General features: G+C 45.3%; 21 protein-coding genes. 9 read left to right on the top strand and 12 right to left on the bottom strand.

Going from position 1 to position 26,617, the window contains the following annotated elements:
- Positions 1 to 58 precede the first annotated feature (58 nt).
- The 3 genes from P2W83_RS00885 (at position 59) to P2W83_RS00895 (ending at position 2,409) form a co-directional block, all read left to right on the top strand.
- The gene (locus P2W83_RS00885) at positions 59 to 439 is read left to right on the top strand and encodes an energy transducer TonB (protein WP_276131788.1); all 381 of its coding nucleotides are present in this window, start codon (positions 59 to 61) and stop codon (positions 437 to 439) included.
- Between the two features lie 1,511 nt (positions 440 to 1,950).
- The gene (locus tag P2W83_RS00890; RefSeq protein ID WP_276131789.1) at positions 1,951 to 2,082 is read left to right on the top strand and encodes a hypothetical protein; all 132 of its coding nucleotides are present in this window, start codon (positions 1,951 to 1,953) and stop codon (positions 2,080 to 2,082) included.
- A gap of 60 nt (positions 2,083 to 2,142) precedes the next feature.
- On the top strand, positions 2,143 to 2,409 hold the full coding sequence (locus P2W83_RS00895) for a con-10 family general stress protein (protein ID WP_276131790.1): 267 nt from the start codon (positions 2,143 to 2,145) through the stop codon (positions 2,407 to 2,409).
- A 332-nt stretch (positions 2,410 to 2,741) separates the two neighbouring features.
- On the opposite strand, the gene P2W83_RS00900 is transcribed toward P2W83_RS00895, so the two are convergent.
- Together P2W83_RS00900 and rny are read right to left on the bottom strand one after the other, a co-directional pair.
- Positions 2,742 to 4,697 (bottom strand): PAS domain-containing sensor histidine kinase, encoded by a 1,956-nt coding sequence (locus P2W83_RS00900; RefSeq protein WP_276131791.1) that lies wholly within the window; start codon positions 4,695 to 4,697, stop codon positions 2,742 to 2,744.
- 286 nt (positions 4,698 to 4,983) lie between these two features.
- Positions 4,984 to 6,558 (bottom strand): ribonuclease Y, encoded by a 1,575-nt coding sequence (gene rny, locus P2W83_RS00905; protein ID WP_276131792.1) that lies wholly within the window; start codon positions 6,556 to 6,558, stop codon positions 4,984 to 4,986.
- 219 nt (positions 6,559 to 6,777) lie between these two features.
- On the opposite strand from rny, the gene P2W83_RS00910 reads away from it, so the two are divergent.
- Positions 6,778 to 7,569 (top strand): C40 family peptidase, encoded by a 792-nt coding sequence (locus P2W83_RS00910; protein WP_276131793.1) that lies wholly within the window; start codon positions 6,778 to 6,780, stop codon positions 7,567 to 7,569.
- On the opposite strand, the gene P2W83_RS00915 is transcribed toward P2W83_RS00910, so the two are convergent.
- The 4 genes from P2W83_RS00915 to P2W83_RS00930 form a co-directional block, all read right to left on the bottom strand.
- A complete protein-coding gene (locus tag P2W83_RS00915) occupies positions 7,566 to 8,654 on the bottom strand; it encodes a hypothetical protein (protein WP_276131794.1) in 1,089 nt (362 codons plus the stop codon). The two genes, P2W83_RS00910 and P2W83_RS00915, sit on opposite strands and share 4 nt — an antisense overlap.
- A gap of 353 nt (positions 8,655 to 9,007) precedes the next feature.
- Positions 9,008 to 9,565 (bottom strand): translation initiation factor IF-3, encoded by a 558-nt coding sequence (gene infC, locus P2W83_RS00920; protein WP_276131795.1) that lies wholly within the window; start codon positions 9,563 to 9,565, stop codon positions 9,008 to 9,010.
- A gap of 72 nt (positions 9,566 to 9,637) precedes the next feature.
- Complete coding sequence (thrS, locus tag P2W83_RS00925; RefSeq protein WP_276131796.1) at positions 9,638 to 11,596, bottom strand: threonine--tRNA ligase; 1,959 nt, start codon at positions 11,594 to 11,596, stop codon at positions 9,638 to 9,640.
- Positions 11,597 to 11,712: 116 nt separating this feature from the next.
- The gene (locus P2W83_RS00930) at positions 11,713 to 12,279 is read right to left on the bottom strand and encodes a hypothetical protein (RefSeq protein WP_276131797.1); all 567 of its coding nucleotides are present in this window, start codon (positions 12,277 to 12,279) and stop codon (positions 11,713 to 11,715) included.
- Between the two features lie 214 nt (positions 12,280 to 12,493).
- Between P2W83_RS00930 and P2W83_RS00935 the strand changes: the two genes are divergently transcribed.
- The gene (locus tag P2W83_RS00935; protein ID WP_276131798.1) at positions 12,494 to 13,765 is read left to right on the top strand and encodes a sensor histidine kinase; all 1,272 of its coding nucleotides are present in this window, start codon (positions 12,494 to 12,496) and stop codon (positions 13,763 to 13,765) included.
- Between the two features lie 49 nt (positions 13,766 to 13,814).
- On the opposite strand, the gene P2W83_RS00940 is transcribed toward P2W83_RS00935, so the two are convergent.
- The 4 genes from P2W83_RS00940 to P2W83_RS00955 all read right to left on the bottom strand — a co-directional run bounded on the left by P2W83_RS00940 (position 13,815) and on the right by P2W83_RS00955 (position 17,544).
- Positions 13,815 to 14,393 carry a carboxymuconolactone decarboxylase family protein gene (locus tag P2W83_RS00940; RefSeq protein WP_276131799.1) on the bottom strand — a complete coding sequence of 193 codons (579 nt, stop codon included), beginning with the start codon at positions 14,391 to 14,393 and terminating at the stop codon, positions 13,815 to 13,817.
- 68 nt (positions 14,394 to 14,461) lie between these two features.
- Positions 14,462 to 15,043: a peroxiredoxin gene (locus tag P2W83_RS00945; protein ID WP_276131800.1), complete on the bottom strand. Its 582-nt coding sequence runs from the start codon at positions 15,041 to 15,043 to the stop codon at positions 14,462 to 14,464.
- 124 nt (positions 15,044 to 15,167) lie between these two features.
- Entirely contained in the window at positions 15,168 to 15,464 is a 297-nt protein-coding gene (locus tag P2W83_RS00950; RefSeq protein ID WP_276131801.1) for a muconolactone Delta-isomerase family protein, read from the bottom strand.
- Positions 15,465 to 15,501: 37 nt separating this feature from the next.
- Positions 15,502 to 17,544, bottom strand: coding sequence for a T9SS type B sorting domain-containing protein (locus P2W83_RS00955; protein ID WP_276131802.1), 2,043 nt, complete (start codon positions 17,542 to 17,544; stop codon positions 15,502 to 15,504).
- Between the two features lie 194 nt (positions 17,545 to 17,738).
- Between P2W83_RS00955 and P2W83_RS00960 the strand changes: the two genes are divergently transcribed.
- From P2W83_RS00960 to P2W83_RS00970, 3 genes are all read left to right on the top strand, one after another.
- Entirely contained in the window at positions 17,739 to 19,817 is a 2,079-nt protein-coding gene (locus P2W83_RS00960) for a S46 family peptidase (RefSeq protein ID WP_276133699.1), read from the top strand.
- 88 nt (positions 19,818 to 19,905) lie between these two features.
- Complete coding sequence (locus P2W83_RS00965; RefSeq protein ID WP_276131803.1) at positions 19,906 to 20,421, top strand: hypothetical protein; 516 nt, start codon at positions 19,906 to 19,908, stop codon at positions 20,419 to 20,421.
- 7 nt (positions 20,422 to 20,428) lie between these two features.
- A complete protein-coding gene (locus tag P2W83_RS00970) occupies positions 20,429 to 23,002 on the top strand; it encodes a T9SS type A sorting domain-containing protein (protein ID WP_276131804.1) in 2,574 nt (857 codons plus the stop codon).
- 60 nt (positions 23,003 to 23,062) lie between these two features.
- On the opposite strand, the gene recN is transcribed toward P2W83_RS00970, so the two are convergent.
- Positions 23,063 to 24,724 carry a DNA repair protein RecN gene (gene recN / locus P2W83_RS00975; protein WP_276131805.1) on the bottom strand — a complete coding sequence of 554 codons (1,662 nt, stop codon included), beginning with the start codon at positions 24,722 to 24,724 and terminating at the stop codon, positions 23,063 to 23,065.
- A 49-nt stretch (positions 24,725 to 24,773) separates the two neighbouring features.
- Here recN and P2W83_RS00980 point away from each other — a divergent pair, with 49 nt between their 5' ends.
- Positions 24,774 to 25,946: a class I SAM-dependent rRNA methyltransferase gene (locus P2W83_RS00980; protein WP_276131806.1), complete on the top strand. Its 1,173-nt coding sequence runs from the start codon at positions 24,774 to 24,776 to the stop codon at positions 25,944 to 25,946.
- Positions 25,947 to 26,000: 54 nt separating this feature from the next.
- Here the strand turns inward: P2W83_RS00980 and P2W83_RS00985 are convergent, their stop codons facing one another.
- A complete protein-coding gene (locus P2W83_RS00985; protein WP_276131807.1) occupies positions 26,001 to 26,540 on the bottom strand; it encodes a hypothetical protein in 540 nt (179 codons plus the stop codon).
- Positions 26,541 to 26,617 lie beyond the last annotated feature (77 nt).

The raw sequence follows: 26,617 nt of genomic DNA on the forward strand, positions 1-26,617 counted from the left end.
GAAATTCGTCTTTTAGACGGATAGTCTAACACTACCGATTTAACTTTGTTTTTCAGTCATGAATAAAATATTATTTTTCATCATATTTATAAATTCAGCGCATTTCGCGGGCGCCCAGCCACAAAAAGACAGTATTGTTTGCGGCTATTTCGAACCGATGCCAGAAGCCCCCTATAACGTCCAAAAATACTTGATGGAAAACCTGCGCTACCCTAAGGACGCAGAAAGCGAGGATATTGAAGGAAGAGTAATGATGAAGTTCGTGGTAACCGAAACAGGCGGGTTTGACAGCATCCGGGTAGCTAAACCCCTCTACCCTTCCCTGGACGCTGAAGCCTTGCGCGTTATCAGCACCATGCCGCCATGGAAACCGGGTAAAAAAGGTGGGAAACCTGTTAGGGTGCCATTTACTATGCCGGTGGTTTTCAGGATTGAGTAAAGGCAAAGCCTCACATCACATGCAGAGTATTACTAAACTATTTTTGGGAGAATAATAGTGCCCTGTAGCGTAAGACTAAAGTTTTTTACACCGGGCGACTAAAGCGCATGCCCTCAGGGGCGAATGGTTGAACAAGTGTATATAAGGGCCCTTATAACTTCCTTGTTTTGCTTCTAGTGGATAAGAGTGAATATGATCGCTGCCATTAGCAGTAAAAGGTAGAAGCTAACGATACTGATCATCACCATCCTGTTGTTGCTTACAAATTTCGAGTCCATAACAATGGCGTTTATTTAATAGACATCAATTAAACGGCCAGTGTTGGATTTCACCTATGAAAATGACACTACTATGGTTGTTTTAACAACTCTTTAGTCATTAAGAGCCGATATGTTAAAGAAACTGCTACGAAAGGGCTATTTTTGGTCCCTCATGTTTTATTTATTAGGATCTATTGCTCTGTTTGGACTAGTGATCGCTATAGTGGTCTGGATGACGAAAGAGCCCAAATAACCGCTGTTTGGGCGATTTTCAGCCAATTACCGGTAATTCCAGATCACAGCAATATTCGGAGTTTAAATATACGATCTGCTCAGCCTTACTACTCCTAGCACGTATTGCTCCCAGAAATGGCATATCCTCCACAATTAGAGCTCCATGTCCGCCCGGACAAAACCGTATTACAACATTAAAAATGCTGCAATACGAGAGACCTGAGCAGCTATTTGATAGACCAGCACATACTACCAGCAGCACAGCTGAAAACAGCATAGGAACAACGTTTCCGCCTGTACAAATGACCAAAACTAACATTCATGGTGGCATAGTGTTTTAGCCTTATTAGGTGGCAAAAGCATTTACCTGCCACTATGGAAACGAGGCGACAATAATTATTTATTGTCGCTTTTCTTTTTAATTGCCGGTCACCTCAACAGTATTCCCAACATTTTCTAACTGTTGTTTTTGCTAAGCACTCTCTTCAAAATCGCGTTCAACCAAACAGATTTGAGTGCATAAAACTCAAACAACAATTCAGCAAATTATTGCTATCATAAATAAAAAGCAAATACACATTACAAACGCAAAAAAAACTATTTAAAATTGCTCATCCACGGTAGAATACTCGAAGGTTTTTCCAAGCTTGCTATCTCTGCACAGGACGTAATTACAATAGCACAAAATGAGAAAACTAAAAACCGGGTTTGGGGGGGCCTAAATTCCAGACAACCGGAAAAGGAAGTTTGCTATTGCTGCTTGGCATGTCTTTTTTAGTATATTTAGTATCTGGTCGCTCGTCGAGATGCTCTGATGAACCGACAGAAATAAATCTACATCTCCCTACGCCGCTTTAGGCTGATACACAAGGGGAAATCCATTTTACATAGTCAGATTTTAAGGAAAGTATTTACGCGCATGTCCTCCTCATTTTGGGATTGCCGGCATTCCAAACGCACTGGACAGCGACTTATTTGCTTAGAACCCAACTCATCACCCATTAAAAGTAGGTTAAAATGAACATTGAAAAAGAGATAAGGACAAACGAGAAAAGAAAATTCTGGTTAGGCATCGCCAGCATAACAATAATGGCCGTTACACTGGCGTCGGTGGCGATATCCTTCGCTATGAAGGCGCCGTTCAAATAGCCATTATAAAAAGTTTATAACGCAATAAAATCCACTTCTAATCTTTCAAAACCGGGTACTATGGCAGACATCAATCAGAGTAGCAAAGGAAACACCCCAAGTAAAACATCTAATCGTGGTTTCGCCTCTATGGATCCGCAAAAGCAACGCGAGATAGCCAGCAAGGGCGGACATGCCGTAAGCGGCAACCGCGAGCACATGGCTGAAATAGGCCGCAGGGGCGGCGAAGCCTCAGGGGAAAGCCGTCGCAATCACAGCAACGGCAATAATGAGAATAATTCAGGCCAACAAACTGCAAATGAGCAGTCACTGGGCGAACGTGCGTAAAAGACACTAAAATAAAAAGGCATGGCGGCGATAATAGCCATGCCTTTTTATTGGTTCAATGCAACACAAAGACAATAACAAGAGATTGTCTTCGTAGAGCAAAATTGAAATATCATTATTACTTTTGTTGTGCAAGCGCCCCAGTTTGCATCTATTCCTACAAACGCCTGTTCTACCGAACAGAATCTTCCGTTTACATTCTACCAGTATTAAGTGACAATCTCCTTGTTAGATTGTTGCCTGGCAATATTCAAGATAAGCGCAGGCGTAGTTATAGATGTGGGAACTTGGTCGTACCTGAAGTCGTAGCTACTAACCTGCGCCCTTTTTGTTTAAAGAGGCAGCAGGATCGTAAATACAGCCCCTTCCCCATCCGGGCTGGTAGCCATGATAAAGCCATGGTGTTTATCCACAATTTTTTTGCAGATAGCCAGGCTCACTCCCGCACCACGCCCACGATCCCTGCCCTGCGATGGTGAGAACATATTGAATATCTGTTCGCTGTCTTTCTGCATAAAACCAAGTCCATTATCCGTTACCTGTATTTTCAGGTATTCTCCATCTTCAGTTGCATCTGCAATGCCTATAGCCTTACCATTGCCTACTTCGGCTGTGATCGTAATACGCGGTCTTGCTGTTTCATTTCTAAACCTAATGGCATTGTCGATAAGATGGTAAAACAGGTTTGAAAGCAACGCCCGGAAGCCCTTCACGACCGGCAACTCACCATACTCTATCACAACTTCAAACGTTTCGATCTTATCTCTCAGCTTGTTGGCCGCAAAGCTCACAACTTGTACCAGGTCTATCTTCGATTTCGATTCCTTCTGATTGCTAACTTCTGTAAATGCCAGAACATCATCAGTCAGCAGGCTCATACGTTGCAATGAGGCCTGGGCTCTACGCAAATTGGTCCTGCCTGTTTCTGAGAGACGATTTATTTCCTTATTGGCAATCATTTCGAGGAACGAATAGACCTTGCGCAAAGGATCTTTCAATTCTTGCCCTGTAATATTAGCCAGGCTGCTAAGTTCCGCGTTTAGATTTTGAAGGTCTCTGTTCTTTCTCACAAGTGCCTTATTCAGGTTTCTCAACTCCTGGTCTGCCCTTTTCTGCTGTGTAATGTCGGAGCTGATGCCGCGAATAAAGGATAGTTGACCTTCCAGATCGTATTCCGTTTGTGTCTTTACACAAATCCATCGTTCTTCGCCTCCGGGGCGAACAATACGATATTCCACCGGGTCGGTATTTCCGTTAAGGAACAACTCCATATAGGTTGCTACAAGTTCCCGGTCTTCCGGGTGCACAACATTTTCCAGGTAGAACGTTATGGAAAGCGGCACGTTGGCCGGCTCGAGACCGAACAAGCGATACAATTCATCTGACCATATAAGTTCATCGGTCTTGACATTGCGCTCCCAGCTTCCCATACGAGCTATTCGCTCTGCCTCATTGAGTAAGACTTCTTTTTTGCGAAGGCTGGCTTCTGCCTGTTTAGTGTCGGTAATGTTATGAATTACATTGAGACAATGCGTTGTATTACCCGCGAGGTCGCGCTTGAATACCTTTCCTCTTGAACGGAACCATTGCACCCTGCCATCCTTATCTAATGCCCTGTATTCCACAATATGAGCAGCATCGGTGGGCTCATTGGCGAGTCTTTCGAAATATTCCCTCACTAATATTCTATCGTCGGGATGAACAAGGGCATGTTGCCTGGCTCGCTCCATATCCATCATCTCCTCATCACTATAACCGTATACGTCAGAGTTCTTGTGGTTAAGGTATTCGAGCTTTTGCTCAAGCAGGTTAAATACGCTGATAAGATCCGGTGCCGTTTCGGCTACCTTATTGATGAAGTGCGCCTGCTCCTGGAACATCAATTCGGCATTCTTGCGTGCGGTTATGTCCTGAACTATGCCTACCATAGAGGACGCGCCATTTTGCCGCGTCAATATCTTGCATTTTTGGTAAAACACCTTTACTTCCCTTTCAGTATATAGCACGCGAAACTCGATCTCGAAAGGCTTACTATCGTCGAGTGCCTTATTGAAATGTTCCTGAAGCACAGATTGATCATCAGGATGAACGATTGCCAGAAAATCAGGTAAAGAACACCCAATGGTTGGTTTTTCACGACCAAGCAGGCGGCAGAGATTTTCGGAACAGACCATCTCTCCTGTGGCAAGTCTGATCTCGTAACTGCCTATGCCTGCTAATTGTTCTGCGCTTTGATATAGCTCAATAGCAAGATCCAAATCCTTATTGTCAAAAGTATTTCCTGTCATGCCATTAGTCAGTTTTACCTGAGAATGCGTGATGTGGAAATACTAAAAACGTATGTACTTGGTCGGGCATGAAAAGTACTGCATCGCCGGCAACTATCCAAACACAGTATTTATCATTTGTGGTAAGCCAGCCCTTCTTCCGCGTTCGGTGACGGTAACCAAGTCATGGGTAAGGCTAATAAGATCAAGGTAGCGAGATGCTTTTGATGGAGGCTAAGGTTAGAGCTGTAAAAAACAAGAATGGCTGCCTCAGGGCAGCCATTCCAAACCAATTATTTATAAGTTATTATCGTGCAATATTCACGGCTCTCAGTTCACGGATAACCGTTACTTTGATCTGGCCCGGGTACTGCATTTCTTTTTGGATCTTGTCGGCTATTTCAAACGACAAACGATCGCTGTCAGCATCAGTCACTTTTTCTGCTTCTACAATTACGCGCAGCTCACGGCCCGCCTGTATGGCGTACGCTTTCTCAACGCCGTTGTAAGCCATAGCAAGGTTTTCGAGGTCTTTGATACGCTGCAGGTAGCTTTGCATCATCTCGCGACGAGCGCCTGGACGTGCACCGCTAATAGCATCACAAGCCTGAACGATTGGTGAAATGATGTAAGCCATTTCCATCTCGTCGTGGTGCGCACCAATAGCGTTTACGATAGCAGGATGCTCACCAGCTTTTTCCGCCAGCTTGGCGCCCAGCAGTGCGTGGCTCAGTTCTGTTTCTTCGTCAGGCACCTTACCTATATCGTGCAGCAGACCTGCACGTTTTGCCAATTTTACAACTTTTTGTCCAAGACCCAGTTCTGCCGCCATGATACCGCAAAGGTTCGCAGTCTCTTTAGAGTGCATCAGCAGGTTTTGACCGTAAGAAGAACGGAAACGCATCTTACCAACCATACGCACAAGGTCTTTGTGCAGACCGTGTACGCCTAGCTCGATGATGGTACGTTCGCCTATTTCCATTACCTGCTCTTCCAGTTGCTTCTTGGTTTTCTCCACCACCTCTTCGATACGTGCCGGGTGTATACGACCGTCTTGTACCAGGCGCTGCAGCGACAGGCGTGCTACCTCGCGGCGCAGCGGATCGAAGCAGCTCAGTACGATAGCCTCGGGGGTATCGTCAATGATCAGGTCTACACCGGTAGCGGCTTCAAGAGCGCGGATGTTACGACCTTCGCGACCAATGATCTGGCCTTTGATCTCATCACTTTCCAGGTTGAATACCGTAATAACGTTCTCGATCGTCTGCTCAGCAGCAGTACGCTGTATGGTCTGGATAACAATCTTTTTAGCTTCTTTCGTGGCGTTCACCTTAGCCTCTTCCATGATCTCCTTCACATGGGCCATAGCCTGGGTGCGAGCTTCTTCTTTCACAGCCTCCATCAGCTCGGTCTTAGCCTGATCAGCTGAAAGACCGGCCACCTTCTCGAGGCGTTTGATATGCTCTTCCTGGTGACGTTCCAGTTCAGTACGCTTGATGTTCACAATTTCCAGTTGCTTATCAAGGTTCAACTTCTGCTGTTCGTATTCGTTTATTTGCTTTTGCAGGCCGGCATTTTTGTCATTCAGGCTCTGCTGTTGCTGTTTGATACGTGTCTCGCCCTCAGCAACTTTCTGGTTGCGCTGCATGACTTCCTTCTCATGCTGGCTCTTCTGTTGTAAAAAGTGTTCTTTAGCCTCGAGAATTTTCTTCTCTTTTAGTGTTTCTGCGTGGGCTTTAGCGTCATCAATAAGTTTTTTGGCTTGGTTTTCGGCCTCTTCAACCTGCTGGCGGGTATTTTTTGCAAATATGGCTTTACCGAGAAAGACACCTATGAGGACAGCTACCACCGCTGTGATGGCAACAATAATTGTAGAATCCATTTTGAATTTGAGTGTTTAGTCTAATAATTTGGTCCATTTCAATCAGCCTATGAATATCAAAATACGGACATATATAGTTAGGCTTAATTTAGCGTGCTAAGTTAATAAAAGATTTTCTGTAAAAGGAAATGAAGAAAAACTGTAAAAGAGAAGTGAAAGGTAGTCGAATTATTCAACTATCAGTGGTTTAAGCAGTAATATTGCGGTAAGTAGTTTCCAATGGTCTTAACCTACGCTTTTTGTAATGTATCTGTAATGCCCGTGCGGGCTGAGCCTTCACACCGGTCCGAACAAGTAAACGAGATGCTGTTTGGCGAACGCGCCGAAGTTCTGGAAATAAATGATAAAGACTGGGCGCGCATCAGGTGCGAATGGGAAGGATATGAAGGCTGGTGCCGTACAGGACAGGTTACCTATGTGTCTTACAAAGAGTACAGGAGAGCGCCGAAGTTTTTTGTAGCCCGCAACGGAGACCGTCTTGTTTTTGAACACAGCGAACAATGGTTGCCCATAGGCAGCGAACTGTTTGGAGTAAAAAATGGCAAAACTACCGTAATGAACCAGGTAGGAAAGTTCAAGGGCAAAAAGCTGACTATAAAAAAACTGGAGGTTACCCAGGAGAATCTGAAACAAGCAGCTCTGCAATACCTCAATGCTCCATATCTGTGGGGAGGACGTTCGATAGCAGGTATCGACTGCTCTGGTCTTAGTCAAATGGCCTTCAAACTTTGCGGAAAGCCAATACCCCGCGATGCAAGCCAGCAGGCGCTGGAAGGTGAAACCGTAGATTTTTTACAAAATGCACACTGCGGCGACCTGGCTTTTTTCGACAACGCTGAAGGAAAGATCGTTCACGTTGGTCTGCTGCTTAATGACCACACGATCATTCACGCCACAGAAACCAGCGGAAGGGTTGTAATAGACAGGATAGACCCCGGTGGTATCATCAGCACCTCTCTTAAGAAGCGCACACATACATTGCGTGTGGTAAAACGGTACCTGAAAGATTAGTACTCTACCCCTTTGTAATTGATACGGAACATATTGCGGCCGATCTGGTATTTCAGCACGTCATAAGTTAGTTCCCAGCTCTCAGTTTCAGCGGCAGTCACATCATACACCTCACCTTCGGTGAAAAGGCGAAGCATGTTTGCCCTGTTTACGTAAGCAATAGAGTTGTATTGCATTACGAACTTCTCAGGGTAATACGGCTCTAAGGTGTACACCGTACCCTTATAAAAAACCCGCAGATAGCCGCTCGGGTCTTTGTAAGCAACCATATTATCGGTCACCCTGAAATCGGGAGTAAAAAAGCCAATAGAGCGTACACTGTCATCGTAAAATATCTTGAAGTACCCATCGTTGGAGACATAAGCAACTAAGTTGTCTCCCACCTTATACTCTGTTGGCGGAAAGTCTTCAGCCACATAGGTCTCGTCGTTATGAAATATTTTGAATTGCCTGTTTATATCAACATACCCAACTGTATTTCTGCCCACTTCAAAACTCGTTACTGCATAGTCTTCCTGGTTGATGATATGGCCACGGTAGAATATCCTGAATTGATTAGCATAGTTGTCATAAGCAGCCAGGTTATCCGATACTTTTACTACCTCTAGTGGATTGCCTGCAAGGAAGTTTTCGATACCATAGATTTCACCGTTGTAGTACGCTTTGTATTCACTGCGAATGCCATCAAAGAACAGTACAATGCTATCACCAATGAAATACTGTGTACAATAGGTGGTGAGCTGTTTGATTTCACCATTATCAAAAACATGTAATGTGCGCGCATTCAGGAATATGGCCAGATTGTCACTTACCTTGAATTCGTTTGTAAAGCCGCTGTTGACAGTACGCACTCCACCCTTATAGTATATTTTGAATGACCTTGAATTGTCGAGATAAGGGATCGTGGTGCGGCCGGTTTTCAACTCTACAGGGGGCAGGTAATCTATCTTACGCAACATGCCTTTGTCCCAAACCATTACCTGGTTTTGCATATTGGTATAGACAGAAAGAGGTTGTGCGTTAGCAGCCGAAAAAGAAATAACAAACAGAATTGCCGCGATAAGGCGATACGAAGCAAAATTCATAAAGGTTGTGCTAGTGCTTAAGATGTTCTAAGATAATAAAAAAAGCCGGCCCGAGAACAGGCCAGCCCCTATAAACCCTATCACTATGAAAACTGATGCAAAGATACTTTGCAATACGATTATGGCAAAACGGATTTCGTTAATATTATCTAAAATAAAAAAGCCAGCCTGAGAACAGGCCAGCCCCTATAAACCCTATCACCATGAAAACATCTTTATAATATAACGCTTTCGCGCTTGTTATTTTTTCGTTGTCTTTTGTAGGTACAAAGATATGCTGCCTTTCAATTCCAAACAATAGTCCCAAAAATTTTTTTTTCACAATAACAATTCAATAACGAACGCTATCGTAACTACTTCTTCTTCTTAGGAGTAAATATCGCAAACATCCTGCGACCTTCCATTTTCGGCATTGATTCCAGAGCTCCGACCTCGGCCAGGCGCTCTGCAAACTTCAACAGCAGCAGCTCTCCGCGTTCCTGGAACATGATAGCCCTACCCTTGAACTGCACATAACATTTTACTTTGTTACCTTCTTGCAAAAACTTCTCAGCATGTTTTGCTTTGAAATCGAAGTCATGGTCATCAGTATTCGGCGTAAAGCGGATCTCTTTTACCTCAGACTGTTTCGACTTGGCCTTTTGTTCTTTATCTTTCTTTTTCTTCTCGTAAAGGAACTTCTTATAGTCGATAAGACGGCATACAGGAGGTACTGCATTCGGCGATATCTCTACCAGGTCAACTTCCTGTGCCTCAGCCATTTTAAGGGCTTCTGCCAGCGGGTAAACACCCGGTTCTATTCCTTCGCCCACCACCCTCACTTCTGCTGCGGTGATCTCACGGTTCAGGCGATGTTCATTTTGTGGTACTCTTGGTTTAAAATATGGTTTCCCTTTTGGTCTTTTTTGCATTAATGGTTGTTAAAAATGATGTCAAAAATAGCGATTTGTTTTACTAATCTATATGGCCGACATATAAAAAGTTTATGCCATTGCAACCGGCTTCCTTCCGCTTAATTGTGTGTTAACCAACTGTTTCATCTCTTCAGCAAAGGCTTCCAGGCCCATAGTTCCCTTATCACCCTCGCCATGTTTACGTACTGCTACCATCCTTTCATTCATCTCTTTTTCGCCTACAACAAGCATATAAGGCACCTTCATTAGTTCTGTATCGCGTATTTTCTTGCCTATTTTTTCGTTGCGGTCATCAACCTCTGCCCTTAAACCAGCTTGTTTCAATACGGCAGCTACCTCTTCGGCATAGCCACCAAACTTATCACTGATAGGCAGGACTTTAAGCTGTACCGGTGCCAGCCAGAAAGGCAGGTTACCAGCACAGTGTTCGATCAATACAGCTATAAAGCGCTCCATAGATCCGAACGGTGCACGGTGTATCATTACCGGGCGTTTGCGGCTATTATCAGAGTCAACATATTCCAGCTCAAAACGCTCAGGCAGGTTGTAGTCTACCTGGATAGTACCCAACTGCCAGCTGCGGCCCAGCGCGTCTTTCACCATAAAATCAAGCTTAGGGCCATAGAAGGCTGCCTCTCCATATTCTACAACGGTCTTCAGCCCTTTTTCAGCAGCAGCCTCCATGATCGAGTTCTCTGCTATTTGCCAGTTCTCTTCTGATCCTATGTATTTGCTGCGGTCTTCCTTATCACGTAATGATATCTGGGCGGTGAAGTTTTCGAAATCAAGCGAGGTAAACACGTACATCACCAAGTCGATCACTTTCTTAAATTCTTCTTTCACCTGGTCTGGGCGGCAGAACAGGTGCGCATCGTCCTGGGTAAAGCCACGTACACGTGTCAAGCCATGCAATTCGCCCGACTGCTCGTACCTATACACAGTACCAAACTCAGCAAGGCGCAATGGCAGCTCTTTATACGATCTTGGTGAAGATTTATATATCTCGCAGTGATGCGGGCAATTCATTGGTTTCAGCATGAACTCCTCTCCTTCCTGGGGTGTTGTTATCGGGCGGAAGCTATCCTTGCCATATTTTTCCCAGTGGCCAGAAGTAACATACAGCTGTTTGCTGCCGATATGTGGTGTCACAACCGGCAAATAACCGCTTTCTATCTGCGCTTTCTGCAAAAATTGCTGCAGGCGTTCGCGGAGCATAGCACCCTTAGGTAGCCACAAAGGCAGGCCACTACCTACTTTTTCAGAGAAGGTAAATAGCTCCAGTTCCTTACCTAGCTTACGGTGATCACGTTTTTTAGCTTCTTCCAGCAATGCGAGATATTCATCCAGCTCTTTCTGCGCGGGGAAGGTGATACCATAAATGCGGGTGAGCATTTTGTTTTTCTCGTTACCGCGCCAATAAGCACCGGCAATATTGGTAAGCTTTACAGCCTTGATAAAACCTGTATTCGGGATATGCGGGCCGCGGCAGAGATCAGTGAAATCACCCTGCGTATAGAAGGTTATTTCGCCATCTTTCAAATCTTGCAGCAGCTCGATCTTATATGGATCAGCCTTTTCGGTAAAATAGGCTATCGCTTTGTCTTTCGGTACATCCTGGCGCTGGTAAAAGCTGTTCTTCTTAGCCAGTTCGCGCATCTTATCTTCCAGCTTCTTGAGGTCTTCCTCACCTATTGTTCTGTCGCCCAGATCCACATCGTAATAGAAACCATTGTCGATAGACGGTCCGATACCTAGCTTCACACCGGGGAACAGGGCTTCGAGCGCCTCGGCCATAAGATGGGCAGACGAGTGCCAGAAGGTCGATTTTGCACCTTTGTCATCCCACGTCAGCAGCCTTAAGCTTGCATCAGCATTAATGGGGCGCATTGCGTCGCGCACTTCGCCATTTACCTCAGCAGCCAGCACTTTGCGGGCCAGTCCTTCACTTATCGATTTGGCAACATCCAACGCTGTAACGCCTTCCTGGTAGTCTCTAACCGATCCGTCCGGTAGTGTTATATGTATCATAAACTAGAATCTGTAGCTTAAAAACGGGGCAAAGGTACAAATTACGCCCTGTTATAAATTAGTAAATAAAAAAACCACCGGCTTCGACCGGTGGCTATAAGATCATCCTCTGGTCGTTATCTTTTTAAAGCAATTGTATAGAATGCCGTATCCTGCATATATACCCCATTAAAGAACACAGGACGTATAACCTGGTACCTTAATTTGATACGGCTTTCAGACAGTTCTACTACATCTCCTACAAGGTCATCATTGCCAAGGAACATCTCACCGGCTTCGTAAATATACATGCGGGTGTAATTATCCTTGAAACCCCACTTTATAGGCACTTCGCTCGTTTCACCGCTAGGGCATTTCTTTTCGCCGGTATTCAAAACACCGTCAATACCTTCGCCAAACTCCAGAAAATCATCAAGTTTGCACTCAGGAAAACCATTTACCCTGCGTATTGTATCCTGGATGGTTTCTGAACTTGAGTTAGACGTGTATAGCGTATCAATTGGTTTCTTAGACGTATCCCATGTTGGGTAAAAAGTGTATTCTTTCAAAATACCCTTATCATTGTCAAGCTCCAGCTTCCACTTGCCGCGCACCATCTCTTCTTTCCCCTGGGGCACCTCTACTTTTTTGCACGCCATTAGGGAAGTCAACGCCAAAGTCAGGACCGGTAAATAAAATTTCATAGCCATTGTAAATTAACACCTAAAACTAAACATTATCCTGATGTTTCGAAACTTTTTGGAGGTAAATTTTACCGTTTATCGGCTGCCTAACGATGATTTCCCTTGTTTGGGCCCAAGGCTATTGGTATAAATTTTTAAAAAACTGCGTTAAATTGAAGCCAAAGGTTTTGTTTGGCAGCCGGGGTTAGTGCACAGGTAGTAAATTTGCTTTAGCATGAAGAAAATATTTCCGCTCATCGTAGTCCTGATCACTCTATCCGTGCTGGGTATCATCTTTATCCAGATGTCGTGGATCAACAATGCTATTTCCCTCAGGCAAAAGCAGCGCGAACAAGACATTAACCGGGCTATCCTGCAAATACGCACCAACTTTCATGACCTTTTCCTTAAATACACAGGCAACGTAGGCTGGTATAACGAGGAGACCAAGAATTTTTACCTACAGAGCTTTACCACGCAAATACTTACCCCCGACGAAGTACAGCAAGGCATCCAGCGCGCACTGGTCAATAATAACATTAAAGACCCTTTCGACTACAGTATCACCAATATCTTCCAGGCGCCTATTGTTAACTCTCCTGGGTTTCTGCCAGAATATTACAAATCTACTCGCGATGTGCTGCTCACCCCTGAGAAGGCAAACTTCCGGGAAACCCTGCACTTGTACATCAAAGAAGACCGCAATTATATACTTCGCAAAATGGGTTGGATGATCGCGGCATCGATCCTGTTTACCGGCATCATTACTTCTGCATTTGCACTTACCGTGCGTACCATGTTCACTCAAAAGAAGCTTTCTGAGATCAAATCGGACTTCATTAACAACATGACGCACGAGCTAAAAACCCCACTGGCCACTATATCTCTGGCAATCGACGCATTGACAAATGAGAAGGTGATACACGATACCGAGAAAATACGCTACTACAGCGGCATGATCAAGGATGAGAACAAGCGGATGAACAAACAGGTAGAGAAAATACTACAGGCCGCCCGCATCGAGAAACAAGATATAACACTGAAGCTACAGCGCATCAATGCCCACGACACTATACGCAAGGTAGCCGACAACCTGTCGCTGCAGATACAGGAGAAAAATGGTACACTCACCCTAAACCTCCAGGCGCCCAAGTTTGAAATAGACGCCGATGAGGTACACTTCTCCAACATCATTTTCAACCTGCTCGACAATGCCATTAAATACTCCAGAGAACAACCTGAAATACAGATATCGACCGAGGTAAGCAGCGATATGCTGGCTATTAAGGTTAAGGATAACGGTATCGGCATGAACAAGGAGACCCAGACCCGTATCTTCGAAAAATTCTTCCGCGCGCATACAGGCAACCTTCATAACGTCAAGGGCTTTGGCCTTGGCCTCAGCTATGTGAAAGCAATGGTAGAGGCCCACGGTGGTCGCGCAAAGGTAGAAAGCACACAAGGCAAAGGCAGTACATTTACCGTGTTCTTTCCGCTAGCCAGCTAAAAAATAAAGCCCCAACAGGGGCTTTATCAAAATACTATCTCAGAGCTTATTAAACGATCACGCAAAGGCTTTTGATAACAGAGCCGAGACGGATCGCATCGTAAATGCGCGGCTCGCTGGCGCCATGCTGTTTCACAGAGCCCTCATGCGATGTAACGCAACGTTCGCAGCCGTTAAGAGCTGAAACTACCAGGCTCATCAACTCAAAAAACTCTTTACCAAGCACAGGGTTCATCATGACACTAGCACGAAGTCCTGCAGGGGTATTGTTATAGTACTCCACATCATGCATATAATGCCTAAAGCGGTAAAAAATATTGTTGGTTGCCATAATAGCGGTACAGGCATGAACCTCTGCGATCTCAGCATCTGATGCACCTTCCTTTATTGCCAGTTGCTCGAATGCTTTGGTCAATACATCATTCTTTTCATTCACTGCTGTAGCCATTGCAAGCAATGTCGTCTCTTTGCGGTTCATATTGCTGCTGCCAAGCACAGCACTCACATTCAGCTTCGTATCGCGCAAAAAACGGCTGTCGACAGCAGCCAGCTTTTGCAGGTTTATGCTCTCGTGCCCCGGGTCTATTCCCAGGTCGTTAAACATATTTGCGATGGTTTCGTTTTGCATATCGTTTGTATTTAAATAAAAATCCACCTCCGGTTTTATTCAGAGGTGGATATATACTAAGCGTTACATTAATTGTTGATCGCTGCAGCTTCCGCTTTTTGCTTAGCAGTCAGTGTTTCTTCGCCTTTGGTCCAGTTACAAGGGCACAGCTCATCAGTTTGCAGCGCATCCAGTACCCTGATCACCTCGGCAACGTTACGGCCTACGCTCAGGTCGTTAACATTGATCCAGCGAACAATACCTTGAGGATCGATGATGAAAGTAGCGCGATATGCGATCTTTTCGTTTGGTTCCAGGATATTCAGTGCTTCGGCCAGTGATTTTGACGTATCTGCGATCATTGGGAAACGCAGGTCGCGCAGGTCGCTATGATCTTTGCGCCATGCAAGGTGCACGAATTCAGTATCTGTAGAAGCACCTAACAGGACAGTGTCGCGATCCTGAAAATCGGGAAATGCTTTGTTAAATTCTGCTATTTCGGTAGGGCAAACAAAGGTAAAATCTTTTGGCCACCAGAACATCACTGCCCATTTTCCTTCAAAATAGTCATTACCTATTTCTTTAAACTCTTTACCTTTCTCGATAGACACAACTGACTTCTTCCTAAACTCCGGAAACTTGCTTCCTACTGTAACAACATTGTTATTCATTTCTCGTATTTGATTTTGGAAGGGCAAAGTTCGGCCGAAAAACTTTATCTGGCAAGGAAATGCTCATTGCCTTTACTTATAAAAAAATAGGGGGAATCAATGGATAAAACTATTTTTTAACATATCAGTTAAGCGATATGTCAGGTAGAGAAGCTGGCAATGTATTATGAAATAACAATGGGTGGCAAGAAACGTCTGTGAAAAATTTATAAAGCGGGAATCGAGCTACCATTTCCATTGCCTCTTGTTCATCTTCGGCATTTACAACGCACCACACCATTTTGCGGTTTTGCGAAACACTATAGGAGAACAAGCGACCCTGTGAAAAAAGTTGAGCAATATGCTCCCTGTGTTCAGGTATCATATTGCTCAGTTCTTCTGTTATTGTTTGTAATTCTATCTCGAATAAGTATGCCGACATGTGAGCAAGTTAACAAAAAACCTCACTCACCGGCAACTTATCTTATTAGCGTCACGTTGCCAGATTTCTGTATCCGCTGCCCCGATATACAGAAGGCATCCGCATCCCACACGTACACGCCCATCGGTGCATCTTCGCCATTCACAGTTCCATCCCAACGCTTGGTTGCATCTGTTGTTTCAAATACCATTTTACCCCACCTGTCAAATATCCTGAAATGGTTCAGCTTGATCAGTTGCTTATTTGACAGACCAAAGGTGCTTATGTCACTACGATCGCTCATCTTCGGCACAAATGCATTTGGAAGAACAAGATCAGTACAGTTAACACGAACAACTACTGTATCTACGTCGCGACAACCGTTGGTATCTGTCACAGTAAGGAAGTAAGTAAAGTCGTACGGCGGATTAACTGTCGGATTCAGTATCAGGTTGTTGTTGATGAACTGGGCGGGTTGCCATACATGGGCATACCATGTTCCTGTTGTTGTGAATGGTCCGCCGAGCAGTGTCGAAGCACCGTCGATCAGTGTACGGTCAGGACCGGCGTCAGCTTTCACTTTATGAACGGTTACATCGATCGCTGTATCTACGATACAACCATCTCTGTAAGGGAAAGTGATCTTATAACGTGTGGTGTAGTCAGGCCATGCTTTAACATCGATCGCGTCGGTAGCGGAAATGTTGAAGTTTGGTGACCAGGTTACGTTCAGCGCCTGGATAGACAGAGCACGCAGCATAATAGTATCTCCCTGGCAGATGGTCGTATCATTGCTGAGCTCCATCGGAGGAATTCTCAATACTGCGATTTGTTTACACTGTACAGCCATATCAGGTGTACCTTCATTTACTGCGTAGTAAATGTTATAATATCCCGGTGCATCGTAAGTATATACAGGAGGCCTGTTTGTAGTTGAGAATGGTATGCTGCTGTTGTTACACTGAGCGAATGTGATCCGTGTGATCGTGCTATCGGCATAGTTGGTAATATAGCCGTATAGGTTATCCCTTTCGCGTACCACGCGGGATATACCCGAAGGTGCTGACAGGCCTCCGACACTACCAAAATTTTTGGCGTTGTAACTTGAAATATCTGTCGTAATGGGAATATCAATACGCACCAGTTCATGCGATCCCCTGTTTGTAACAAAAGCGTGCAGATTGTCGCAATCCCGTATAAGCGTAATACCATTAGGCGCAAAAAGTGTGCCCTGGAAGTCTCCTGTATTAACCTGTGTTGTAGGAGGAGGCGGAACTATGCTAATGTTAAGCGACGGCCCGATGTCAAGGCGGGTCACGCTGTTATTGGTTTCGTTGGTGATGAAAAAATGCCAGTTACCAACTTCTCGTATTACAGCCAGATCGTGTGGACCATCACTAAGAACTATGGGACCAAGATTTTTATACCTTGGAGTTAGCGAGATATTGGTATCCATGTCGAACCGGATGAGGCTATTATCACCCTTGTTGAGCACAAAACCTATCCAGTTCCCCGCTTCCTTAGCAATGAACATTGAATGTGGTGCATTCAGCATGCCGGTATAGTTACCGAAGTTTACGATGTTAGGAGTATCAGCAAGCGATTTGCCAAAGTCGATACGCGCCATTTCTGAATTTGCAGAACTTGTACCACCGGTAACGAAAACATGCCAGTTACCCATCGAATCATCCCTTACTATCTGAAGGGCGTTCAGCGCCTGGGGCAGAGCATTGTCAAAATTGCCATAGTTAGTGACAACCGGAATGCTGCCGAGATCCTTACCAAACGAAAGTCGTTTAAATTCATTTGTTTTGCCGGCCACTAAAAAGCCATAATAATTATCCCCTTCTTTAACGATATCAATGTCTGTAGGACCATCCACGTTATAAGGAGTTTTACCGAGATTGAGCCCCGTAGGGGTATTCAATAGGTAGCCTGAACAAAAACCCCAGTAGTGTGATGCCGCACCCGGAACATTGCTAATAAGCTGCACCGGCTGGCGTACACACACAGTGTCCGGAGCTTCGAACATGATTTGGGCGTTCAATATCTCAAGCTGCGACACTATTAAAAGTGCTACAAAGAGTAGGCGTTTTCTCATAATGCTGACAAGAATTTCACTTTCTATTGGGCTAATATAACAATTACGTAATAACTTTTATAGCAAAGCACTATATTTATTTCTTTTAAAATTAAATTTCAATGTTTCGGACAAAGCGTTTAGGCTCATTTATTAGTAAGACCGCTCTATTTATTGGTTTAGTTGGCTCGACAGAGGTTCAATCAAAGGAAGGGATGTGGCTTCCACCGACATTAAAATCTCGTGAAAACGACATGAAAGAAATGGGTTTGCAGATACCCGTTGAAAAACTCTATAGCGAAGACGGCACCGGCTTAAACAACGCCGTGGTGCTTTTTGGCAAAGGCTGCACTGGCGAGATCATTTCGCCCAAAGGACTATTGTTGACGAACCACCACTGCGGATACGGCACCGTTCAGGGCCTGAGCAGCAAAGAAAAAGACTACTTTGCCAACGGTTTTTGGGCCAAAAGTCAGGCCGAGGAGCTCCCCTGCCCCGGTCTTACTGTCAGTTTTATCCGAAAAATGGAAAATGTAACCCAAAACATCCTGAGCGGGCTGCCCGATACGCTAAACACGCCTCAACGGGACAGCATTATAGCAACAAGGATCAAAAACCTGGAAGCAGGTTATCGCTTTACAACCAAACTCGACGCAAGCATCAAACCATATTATAATGGTAACCAGTATTGGGTAAGCATTATCGAAACATTTCGTGATGTTCGCCTGGTGGGTTTCCCGCCCAACGGCGTAGGCACTTTTGGCGGCGATACCGATAACTGGATGTGGCCACGCCATACAGGCGATTTCAGCATGTTTCGCGTTTATGCAGGTAAAGACAATAAACCTGCTGACTATTCAAAAGACAACAAGCCTTACACTACCCCCGCTTTCTTCACTATCAATGCATCTGGATATAAAGAAGGTGACTTTACTATGGTTTATGGGTTCCCCGGTACAACTATGGAATATATCTCTTCGTACCAGCTCAATCATATTGCTAATATAATAGACCCGATCCGCATCGAGGCACGCACAAAAAAGCTGGATGTTTGGAATGAAAACATGCAGCAATCACGCGACGTTTTCCTGAAATACACCTCGAAAAAAGCATCACTGGCCAACGGCTGGAAAAAATGGCAGGGCGAAGTAAGAGGCCTGAAGTTGAACAACGTACCTGCAAAAAAACAGGCATACGAAGCTAAATTCCAGGGATGGGCTAATACGGATACCGAAATGCCCTACCTGGATGATCTTTTGGCCGAGATCGGCGCTCGTTCACAGGCTGCCAATCCGCTTATCAAACAAGATGAGTACATCAAAGAGGTTGTATATGGCGTAGAACTTCTGCAGCAGGCATCTATCCTTGACCGGATACTTAAGGTATACCGCAGCGGTATCAATGGCAACTCCCTGCAGGACACACTGGCTAAAATTGCTGCTCAATCAGACGGTTTCTATAAAAACTATGATGTCGCAACCGACAAACAGGTTTTCAGAGCCCTGATGCCGATGTATTTTGAACAGTGTAGCACGTGTGTGCCGCCAGCGTTTTCGAAACAATTCGCTGAGCAGGGTCGTAATTACGAATCATGGGCAGCTTATGTGTTTCGTTCGCTGGCCTCGGACAAAGCAAAACTTAATAACCTGGCCACATCGGTCAACCCGAAAGACAGCACCTGGATTCTTGCCGACCCTGCATGGCAGCTATATTCTGCCATAAATACAATGAGGCAGGCGCAAGTGCTACCCGGATTAAATAACTATTACAACTCTATGGCCTACCTAAACCGTTTATATATGAATGGTCAGATGAAGCTGGACAACACCCGCCAGTTTTATCCAGATGCCAATCTGACGTTGCGCCTCACGTACGGCACTGTACAAGGCATTGACCCCGATGGCCCGGCAGGTTACTCTTACCAAACAAACCTTACCGAAGCTGTTGCCAAAGACAATCCTGAAGTCGAAGAGTTTCGCATGCCGCAAAAGCTCAAAGACCTCTACCAGGCTAAAGACTTCGGCAAATGGCAAGTAAATAGTACAGTACCTCTTGCATTTATCGCCAGCAACCATACTTCAGGCGGTAATTCAGGCAGTCCTATTCTGAATGCTAAGGGAGAATTGATCGGCACCAACTTCGACCGCATTTGGGAAGGCACCATGAGCGACCTGTACTTTGACCCTAATCTTTGCCGCAACATTAGTTTAGATGTACGCTATACATTATTTATTATCGAAAAACTTGGTGGCGCCGGATGGTTGCTCAATGAAATGAAGATCGTTAAGAAATAATCCATGCTTTGCATTCCCTTATTAAAGCTACCTGGTTAGTCGCCGGGTAGCTTTTTTTGTTATCTTTAGCCGTTTCCAAAAACAGGGTATGCAATTAAAACTTTCAGCGGCCGCGCTATTTTCTGTTCTTGTCATCGGTTTCTCAGCATGCGCACAAACAAAAAAAACCACCGGTGTAAAAAACGGTGAGACATACGCAAAAGCGCTTCAGGCTACATTGCAGCGCACGCTTCCCGGAGCACCGGGGATGGAACCTGTTAATGAATACAGGATACTGATAGTCTGGAAAAGCAGCCAAACCCCTGAAACCTTTTTCTGGCGAAGCGAAGGTGATTGGATCCAATGTTCTATAGCCAAAGCAAGGGCGAAGAAGCAATCTGTTTCAGCACAAGGAATTGTATATACAGCTGAACCAATTGCCCTCAACAAGATCAAAAAAAATGATACCTTAGAACTGCTACCTGTTCCAGGTGGCAAATACCCGGTCCCCTCCTCCATCCCGGAAACAGCAACCAACACAATATTTTTCAAAACAACTAAAAGTGCATGGCTTTCCCTGTCCGTAAAAAATATCAAGAGGGCAAAGGATATAGTAATGCCTTAAAACAAAAATGAAACAACTGCTTCTGCTTGGCGCCGCTTTCTTGTTCGGCGTTTCGGCTAACGCTCAACCCTGGCTCAGAGGGTTTGATCAAACAAAGCCCTTAAAACTTCAGGATGTTGTTAACGCCTGGGAAAGGAACAACACCGGTATCGCCGACGACCACGACGAAGATGAGGAAGGCGACCTGAAAGAAGGCAAGAATTACCATTTCAGCCGCTGGTTATGGTATTGGGAAAGACACCTGGATGATAATGGCTACATGGTAAGCCCTTTGCAAAACTGGATGGCTGCACGCACCATTAATCAGGAAAATACGGGCAACAAAACTACCGCTGTCGACCAATCGGCCTGGCAGTTTGCCGGCCCGGACAAATTTACCGGAACAGGTAATAATGGAGTAGGACGTATTAATGTAGTATCCTTTCACCCTACTGACACCAATACATTTTGGATTGGCAGCGCAGGCGGTGGTGCATGGAAAACATCAGACGGCGGTGTGAACTGGAGTATCATCAGCAACTATTTGCCTGTACTTGGAGTCTCCGATATTGATTTCAACCCTGCCAACCCTAATACCGTTTACCTGTGTACGGGAGATCGTGACGCAAAAGATAATTTCAGTGTGGGCGTTTTGAAATCATATGATGGAGGCCTTAACTGGGATACAACGGGCTTAGTATGGCCTACAAGCGCCATGATGTCGACCAACTGGCTTGAGATCAACCCCATTGATACCAACTCCATCACATTGGCAGCCAACAGCGGTATGTACAAAAGTTACAATGGCGGAGCATCCTGGAACATGACCATAGCCGGCGATTTCAGGCAAGTATTGTACCACCCTACAGATACCAATGTACTCTATGCAGCTACTATGAACACGATCTACCATTCTACCGATGGCGGAGCCACATGGCAGCCTTCTACGAGTTTCTTGGTAGGCGCCAACCGTATTATGATGGCCGTATCGCCCGCTGCCCCTAACGTTGTAAAGGCGGTGGTCGGCAATGCCAGCTACGGACTTGAAGGTATTTACCGCTCAAGCGACACGGCTAAGACCTTGGTGAAAATATTTAGCGACGGCACCAACTGCAGCACTAATATTTTGGCAAGCACTCCCAAGGGTGATGCATGCGGTGGCCAGGCATGGTACGATCTGGCATTTGCCATTAGCCCGGTTGATACCAACAAAATAGTTGTAGGCGGAGTTAACACCTGGTTCTCAAACAATGGTGGTTATAGCTGGACCTTATCGAACCAATGGAACAACTCTATGCCGGGTGTTCAGCTGATACACGCCGACAAACATTTTCACGCATACAACCCCATTGCCCCAAAAGCACTCTACGAATGCAATGATGGGGGTATCTTCAAAACCTATGCACCTAACAGCAATCTCTGGACAAACCTCACCGACGGGCTAGGCATCACCCAGTTTTACCGCAATGCTGTAAGCGACAATGCCAGCTTTGTAGTTGGGGGTGCGCAAGATAACGGCACTAAACGCATTGCCGGCACTACCTATTCTCAACTTGCGGGTGGTGATGGCATGGAATGTCAGATAGACTATACGGATAACAAGATATTCTACGTTTCGCAGCAATACGGCGAACTCAAACGGACCATTAATAACGGCACTAACTTCACAGACATCTCGAACAACATTCCAGGCGGACAACCAACCGGCGCATGGATAACCCCGATAGTCATCGACCCGCAAAATTCAAATACTATCTACGCCGGTTATACCCGCCTCTACAAATCTGTCAATCGCGGTACAAACTGGACTTCGATATCCAGCACATTTGGCGGCAACGCAAACAGGATAACCGTTAATGCCAATGACCCAAATAAGATCTATGTTCTCGCCAATAACACCATTTATGGCACTGTTGATGGAGGAACAAGCTGGAAGGTACGCAGCAAGCCAGGAGGAAATGTATCGGACATTCATATCGACCCGAGGACAGAACGTCTTTGGATAACCTATAATGGGTACAGCGCAAACAAAGCTGCGGAGTATGATTCAACCTTTGGATGGCTGCTTCACAATGAACAACTGCCCAACGTGCCGGTAAATTGTGTTGCTACCGATACGTCAAATGGCACCATCTACATTGGCACGGATATCGGCGTTTACTATCGCGATTATAACGTCATAGAATGGGTACCCTTTAAAAACAATTTACCGGTTGTAGAAGTAACTGACCTGGGCATCAATTATAACACAGGTGAAATATGGGCTGCTACTTACGGCCGTTCTATGTGGAAGTCAAAAAAACACGACCCTTCACAAACTACAGCTATTCACAACGTTCCACTGGTGAATGACCTGGTAACGGTAGCTCCCAACCCGAGTAACGGCCAATTTGCGATCAATACCACGCACAAATTACTGGTTGGCAAAAACGTAACAGTGCGCATAGTAAATATGGCCGGAGCCACGGTTTGGAACAGATCAGCAGCAATTGACAACTCAGGCACAGCAACTATTAGCACAGACCTGCCAACAGGCAGCTATATAGTGGAAATACTTTCAAACAACATGCAGTTTGCACACGAGAAAATAATAATCCGCTAAAAGGCATTAGCTAAATGAAAAGAGGGAGCACATGCTCCCTCTTTTTTATTGTAATGAACTTTAGACAGTCACCAATTCGCGGGCATTTTGCATAGCTGCGTCGCTGGGCTGTTCGCCGCCTATCATACGTGCTATTGCTAGTACACGCTCGTCTTGTTGCAATACCTTCACCTTTGTGGTGATGCGCTGGGCGTTTGCGCTGTCTTTATACACGTAAAAATGTGTTATTCCTTTTGCTGCTACCTGAGGCTGGTGTGTGATACACAACACCTGATGATACTGAGCCAGATCGCGCAGCAGAATACCCACCTGCCTTGCAGCTTCACCCGATATACCGGTATCTACTTCATCAAATATCAGCGTGGGCAAATGCATTGCCTTCGCGGTAAGCGATTTGATGCAAAGCATGATACGGCTCATTTCACCGCCAGAGGCTGCTTTGTGCACCGGTACCAGCTGGCCGCTCTTGTTGGCATCAAGCATAAACTGTATCTCGTCAACACCGTAAGCCCCAGGAGTTGATGCCTGCCTTAGCTGTATCTCGAATCTTGCATTAGGCATACCAACCAGCGCAAGTAAACCTGTCACCTTATCAGAAATTTCAGGAGCAGCTTTTTGCCGTGCAGCTGACATTTTTTCTGCTTCTGCTAGCAATTGTTTAAAAACAGTATCGCGCTGCTGCTGCAGTTTTTCAATATCGTTATTCAAGTCTAAACTCGACTGTAGGTCGGCTTCCAATTGTAGCTGCAGCTGTAGCAGGTCTGCTGTAGTTTGTACTGCGTGTTTTTTAAACAGTTTATAACCAAGATCCTGGCGCTCCTGCATCTGCTGCATCAGTTCCGGGTCAAGACTCACCTTACTTTCGAGGTCCTGTAGTTCGCCTGCTATATCTTTTAGCTCCGCGTGGGCGGACGCGAGCCTCTCTTGCAATGATACAGAGGCCGGCATTACTTCGGCGATTCCCTGAAGTTGCTGATTGATGCGTTTGAGTTCGTTCACCAGGGGTTGCTCTCCTTCTTCCAGCGTCATCCGTGAAAGCTGCAGAACATTGAGTATCTTCTCTGCATGGCCCAGTTGTTTCAACTGCTGTTCGGTCTCTTCTATTTCGTTCTCTTTGAACGCAGCCTCGGTCAACTCATTCAACAGATACTGTTTATAATCCGATTCTTTCTGCCATTGTTCCTGCTGCGTCTTTTTTGAAGCTATCTCCTCCGCGAGCTTGCGGAATTGGCGGTATAGGTCCGTATAGCGCTTTCTCAAGTCACCATTTTTCGCCACAGCATCTATCACATCCATCTGGAAATGATCATCCTCAAGTGCAAGGTGGTCGAATTGCTGGTGGAGATCTACCAGCATAGAAGTAAGCCTGTTGAGCACGTTAAGCGTAACCGGAGTATCATTGACAAAAGCTCGCGACTTTCCGGCGCTGCTTATCTCCCTGCGAATGATACACTGGGGTTCATCATCCAGCTCTTCGTCAAGCAATGCAGCCTTGAAGCTGTTATTATTCTTAACATCAAAATGTGCTTCTACAACGCATTTTTCGTCCTTTTTGATGAGCACCGTAGTATCGGCGCGCTCGCCTAAGATGAGCGACAAAGCGCCGAGAATAATACTCTTACCCGCCCCTGTTTCTCCCGTTACGGTACTGAGCCTTGTATCAGGCTCAATAACGAGGTGATCGATGATAGCGTAATTATTGATAATCAGTTTCTGCAGCATAAACCCTAACCCCACAAAAATAGTGAACGGCGAATAGTACTTTTGCAGGATGGCGAAGTTTTTTCTTAGAAAGAAGGTAGGCGACCGTGTAGTAAACGGCCACCCATGGATATTTGGCAATGAGCTGGGCGACAGTGATGGTAGTTACGAACCGGGCGACATAGTAGAAGTATATTCATATAACGGTTCTTTTATTGGCAAAGGGTATATTAATCCGGCATCTCAAATACGTATCAGGCTGGTGTCGCGCGATAAGAATGAAGAAGTGAATGACCAATTCTTCTATAATCGCATACTGGAGGCATGGGAATACCGCAAACAAATAGGCTATGTAGAGAACTGCAGACTGATATTTGGTGAGGCCGACCAGCTTCCGGCGCTGATCATCGACAAATTCAATGATCATTTTGTCATACAGACACTGGCGCTTGGTATAGATCGTTGGAAGCCTGCCATTGTGGAAGCCCTTCAGAAAATATTTAAGCCCAAAGGCATCTATGAACGTAATGACGTGCCAGTTCGCGAATTAGAAGGACTGCCGCAACAAAAGGGCTTTCTGTCTGCACCATTCGACACCAATATTATCCTCAACGAAAATGGCCTGAAGTTTCATGTTGACATAGAGAACGGCCAAAAGACCGGCTACTTCCTCGATCAGCAGGACAACCGTCGCGCAATACAGCACATCGTAAAAGATGCCGACGTACTGGAGGCCTTTTGTTATACCGGTACTTTCTCTATGCACGCTGCTCACTATGGCGCCCAAAGCGTACTGGGGCTGGATATTTCGGAGAATGCGGTAAAAACAGCAAGACGTAATGCAGAACTGAACGGCTTCCGGGATATTTGTAAGTTTGAAGCTGTAAATGCATTTGACGTGTTGAAACAATGGGTGAAGGATGGAAAACGCTATGACGTTGTAATGCTCGATCCCCCTGCTTTCACCAAAAGCCGCGAGAATATACAAAAAGCCATAACCGGATATAAAGAGATCAACCTGCGCGGTATGAAATTGACCAAACCCGGCGGATTCCTGGTGACGGCCTCATGCACCAACCTGGTACCGCCCGATATGTTCCTGAAAACGATTGAGATGGCAGCAAAAGACGCACGCCGCAAGATCCGCCAGGTGACCTGGCAAACGCAGGCATCAGACCACCCGATACTGTGGCATGTGCCGACTACCCAGTATCTCAAATTCCTGATCGTACAGGTATTGTAAGGAATAAAAAAGGCTGCCGATCGGCAGCCTTTAATTTTTTATCAACTCTGTAGCTTACAGTTGGTTGTAGATCGCAGCATCAATGCTACGAGGAATACCGAAGTATTGGAATGTTTTACGGCTGTAGCCTTTTTTGTAGTAGGCATCAGTGTTACCTTCTTCAGGAATAGTAACCCAGTCGTGATTTTTGCGAATGCTCCAGCGATAAACTGGGATCGTGTTAGGACCACGGCGAGTCAGAGCGTAATATTGGAGGGTTTTATTAGTATAACCCATTTTGATCATTTGATCATCGTTGAACTCATCCTCAGCGATGCTTGCATAGTCTTTAGTGTCAGGATTGTACCAGCTATATATAGCTACGCGGCCTGGAGCCGGGTTGCGATATGCACTGAACATGAACGTTTTGTTCTTCCAGTTCCAGTTCAGCATTTGACCTTCCTGGAATTGGCCGTCAGCAACTGTAATGTAATTCTGATCTACCGGATTGTACCAGCGGAATACTCCAACGAGTTCATCGTCCTGTGCAAAACCTTTATTAGCAATAAAAACCGAAGCTAACACAGCTGTAACGAGGATGAAGGTTTTTTTCATAATTGAACGCTTTTTTCAAAATTGTTTTCCAAAATACATAAAAAAAAACTTGCCTTGCAAGAGCTTGCCTTAAATTT

The sequence above is a fragment of the Polluticoccus soli genome, assembly GCF_029269745.1.
GTDB lineage: Bacteria > Bacteroidota > Bacteroidia > Chitinophagales > Chitinophagaceae > Polluticoccus > Polluticoccus soli.

Coding starts and splice junctions, on each gene's coding strand:
- P2W83_RS00885 (WP_276131788.1), top strand. CDS start 59: ATGAATAAAATATTATTTTTCATCATATTTATAAATTCAGCGCATTTC.
- P2W83_RS00890 (WP_276131789.1), top strand. CDS start 1,951: ATGAACATTGAAAAAGAGATAAGGACAAACGAGAAAAGAAAATTCTGG.
- P2W83_RS00895 (WP_276131790.1), top strand. CDS start 2,143: ATGGCAGACATCAATCAGAGTAGCAAAGGAAACACCCCAAGTAAAACA.
- P2W83_RS00900 (WP_276131791.1), bottom strand. CDS start 4,697: ATGACAGGAAATACTTTTGACAATAAGGATTTGGATCTTGCTATTGAG.
- rny (WP_276131792.1), bottom strand. CDS start 6,558: ATGGATTCTACAATTATTGTTGCCATCACAGCGGTGGTAGCTGTCCTC.
- P2W83_RS00910 (WP_276131793.1), top strand. CDS start 6,778: ATGGTCTTAACCTACGCTTTTTGTAATGTATCTGTAATGCCCGTGCGG.
- P2W83_RS00915 (WP_276131794.1), bottom strand. CDS start 8,654: ATGAATTTTGCTTCGTATCGCCTTATCGCGGCAATTCTGTTTGTTATT.
- infC (WP_276131795.1), bottom strand. CDS start 9,565: ATGCAAAAAAGACCAAAAGGGAAACCATATTTTAAACCAAGAGTACCA.
- thrS (WP_276131796.1), bottom strand. CDS start 11,596: ATGATACATATAACACTACCGGACGGATCGGTTAGAGACTACCAGGAA.
- P2W83_RS00930 (WP_276131797.1), bottom strand. CDS start 12,279: ATGAAATTTTATTTACCGGTCCTGACTTTGGCGTTGACTTCCCTAATG.
- P2W83_RS00935 (WP_276131798.1), top strand. CDS start 12,494: ATGAAGAAAATATTTCCGCTCATCGTAGTCCTGATCACTCTATCCGTG.
- P2W83_RS00940 (WP_276131799.1), bottom strand. CDS start 14,393: ATGCAAAACGAAACCATCGCAAATATGTTTAACGACCTGGGAATAGAC.
- P2W83_RS00945 (WP_276131800.1), bottom strand. CDS start 15,043: ATGAATAACAATGTTGTTACAGTAGGAAGCAAGTTTCCGGAGTTTAGG.
- P2W83_RS00950 (WP_276131801.1), bottom strand. CDS start 15,464: ATGTCGGCATACTTATTCGAGATAGAATTACAAACAATAACAGAAGAA.
- P2W83_RS00955 (WP_276131802.1), bottom strand. CDS start 17,544: ATGAGAAAACGCCTACTCTTTGTAGCACTTTTAATAGTGTCGCAGCTT.
- P2W83_RS00960 (WP_276133699.1), top strand. CDS start 17,739: ATGTGGCTTCCACCGACATTAAAATCTCGTGAAAACGACATGAAAGAA.
- P2W83_RS00965 (WP_276131803.1), top strand. CDS start 19,906: ATGCAATTAAAACTTTCAGCGGCCGCGCTATTTTCTGTTCTTGTCATC.
- P2W83_RS00970 (WP_276131804.1), top strand. CDS start 20,429: ATGAAACAACTGCTTCTGCTTGGCGCCGCTTTCTTGTTCGGCGTTTCG.
- recN (WP_276131805.1), bottom strand. CDS start 24,724: ATGCTGCAGAAACTGATTATCAATAATTACGCTATCATCGATCACCTC.
- P2W83_RS00980 (WP_276131806.1), top strand. CDS start 24,774: ATGGCGAAGTTTTTTCTTAGAAAGAAGGTAGGCGACCGTGTAGTAAAC.
- P2W83_RS00985 (WP_276131807.1), bottom strand. CDS start 26,540: ATGAAAAAAACCTTCATCCTCGTTACAGCTGTGTTAGCTTCGGTTTTT.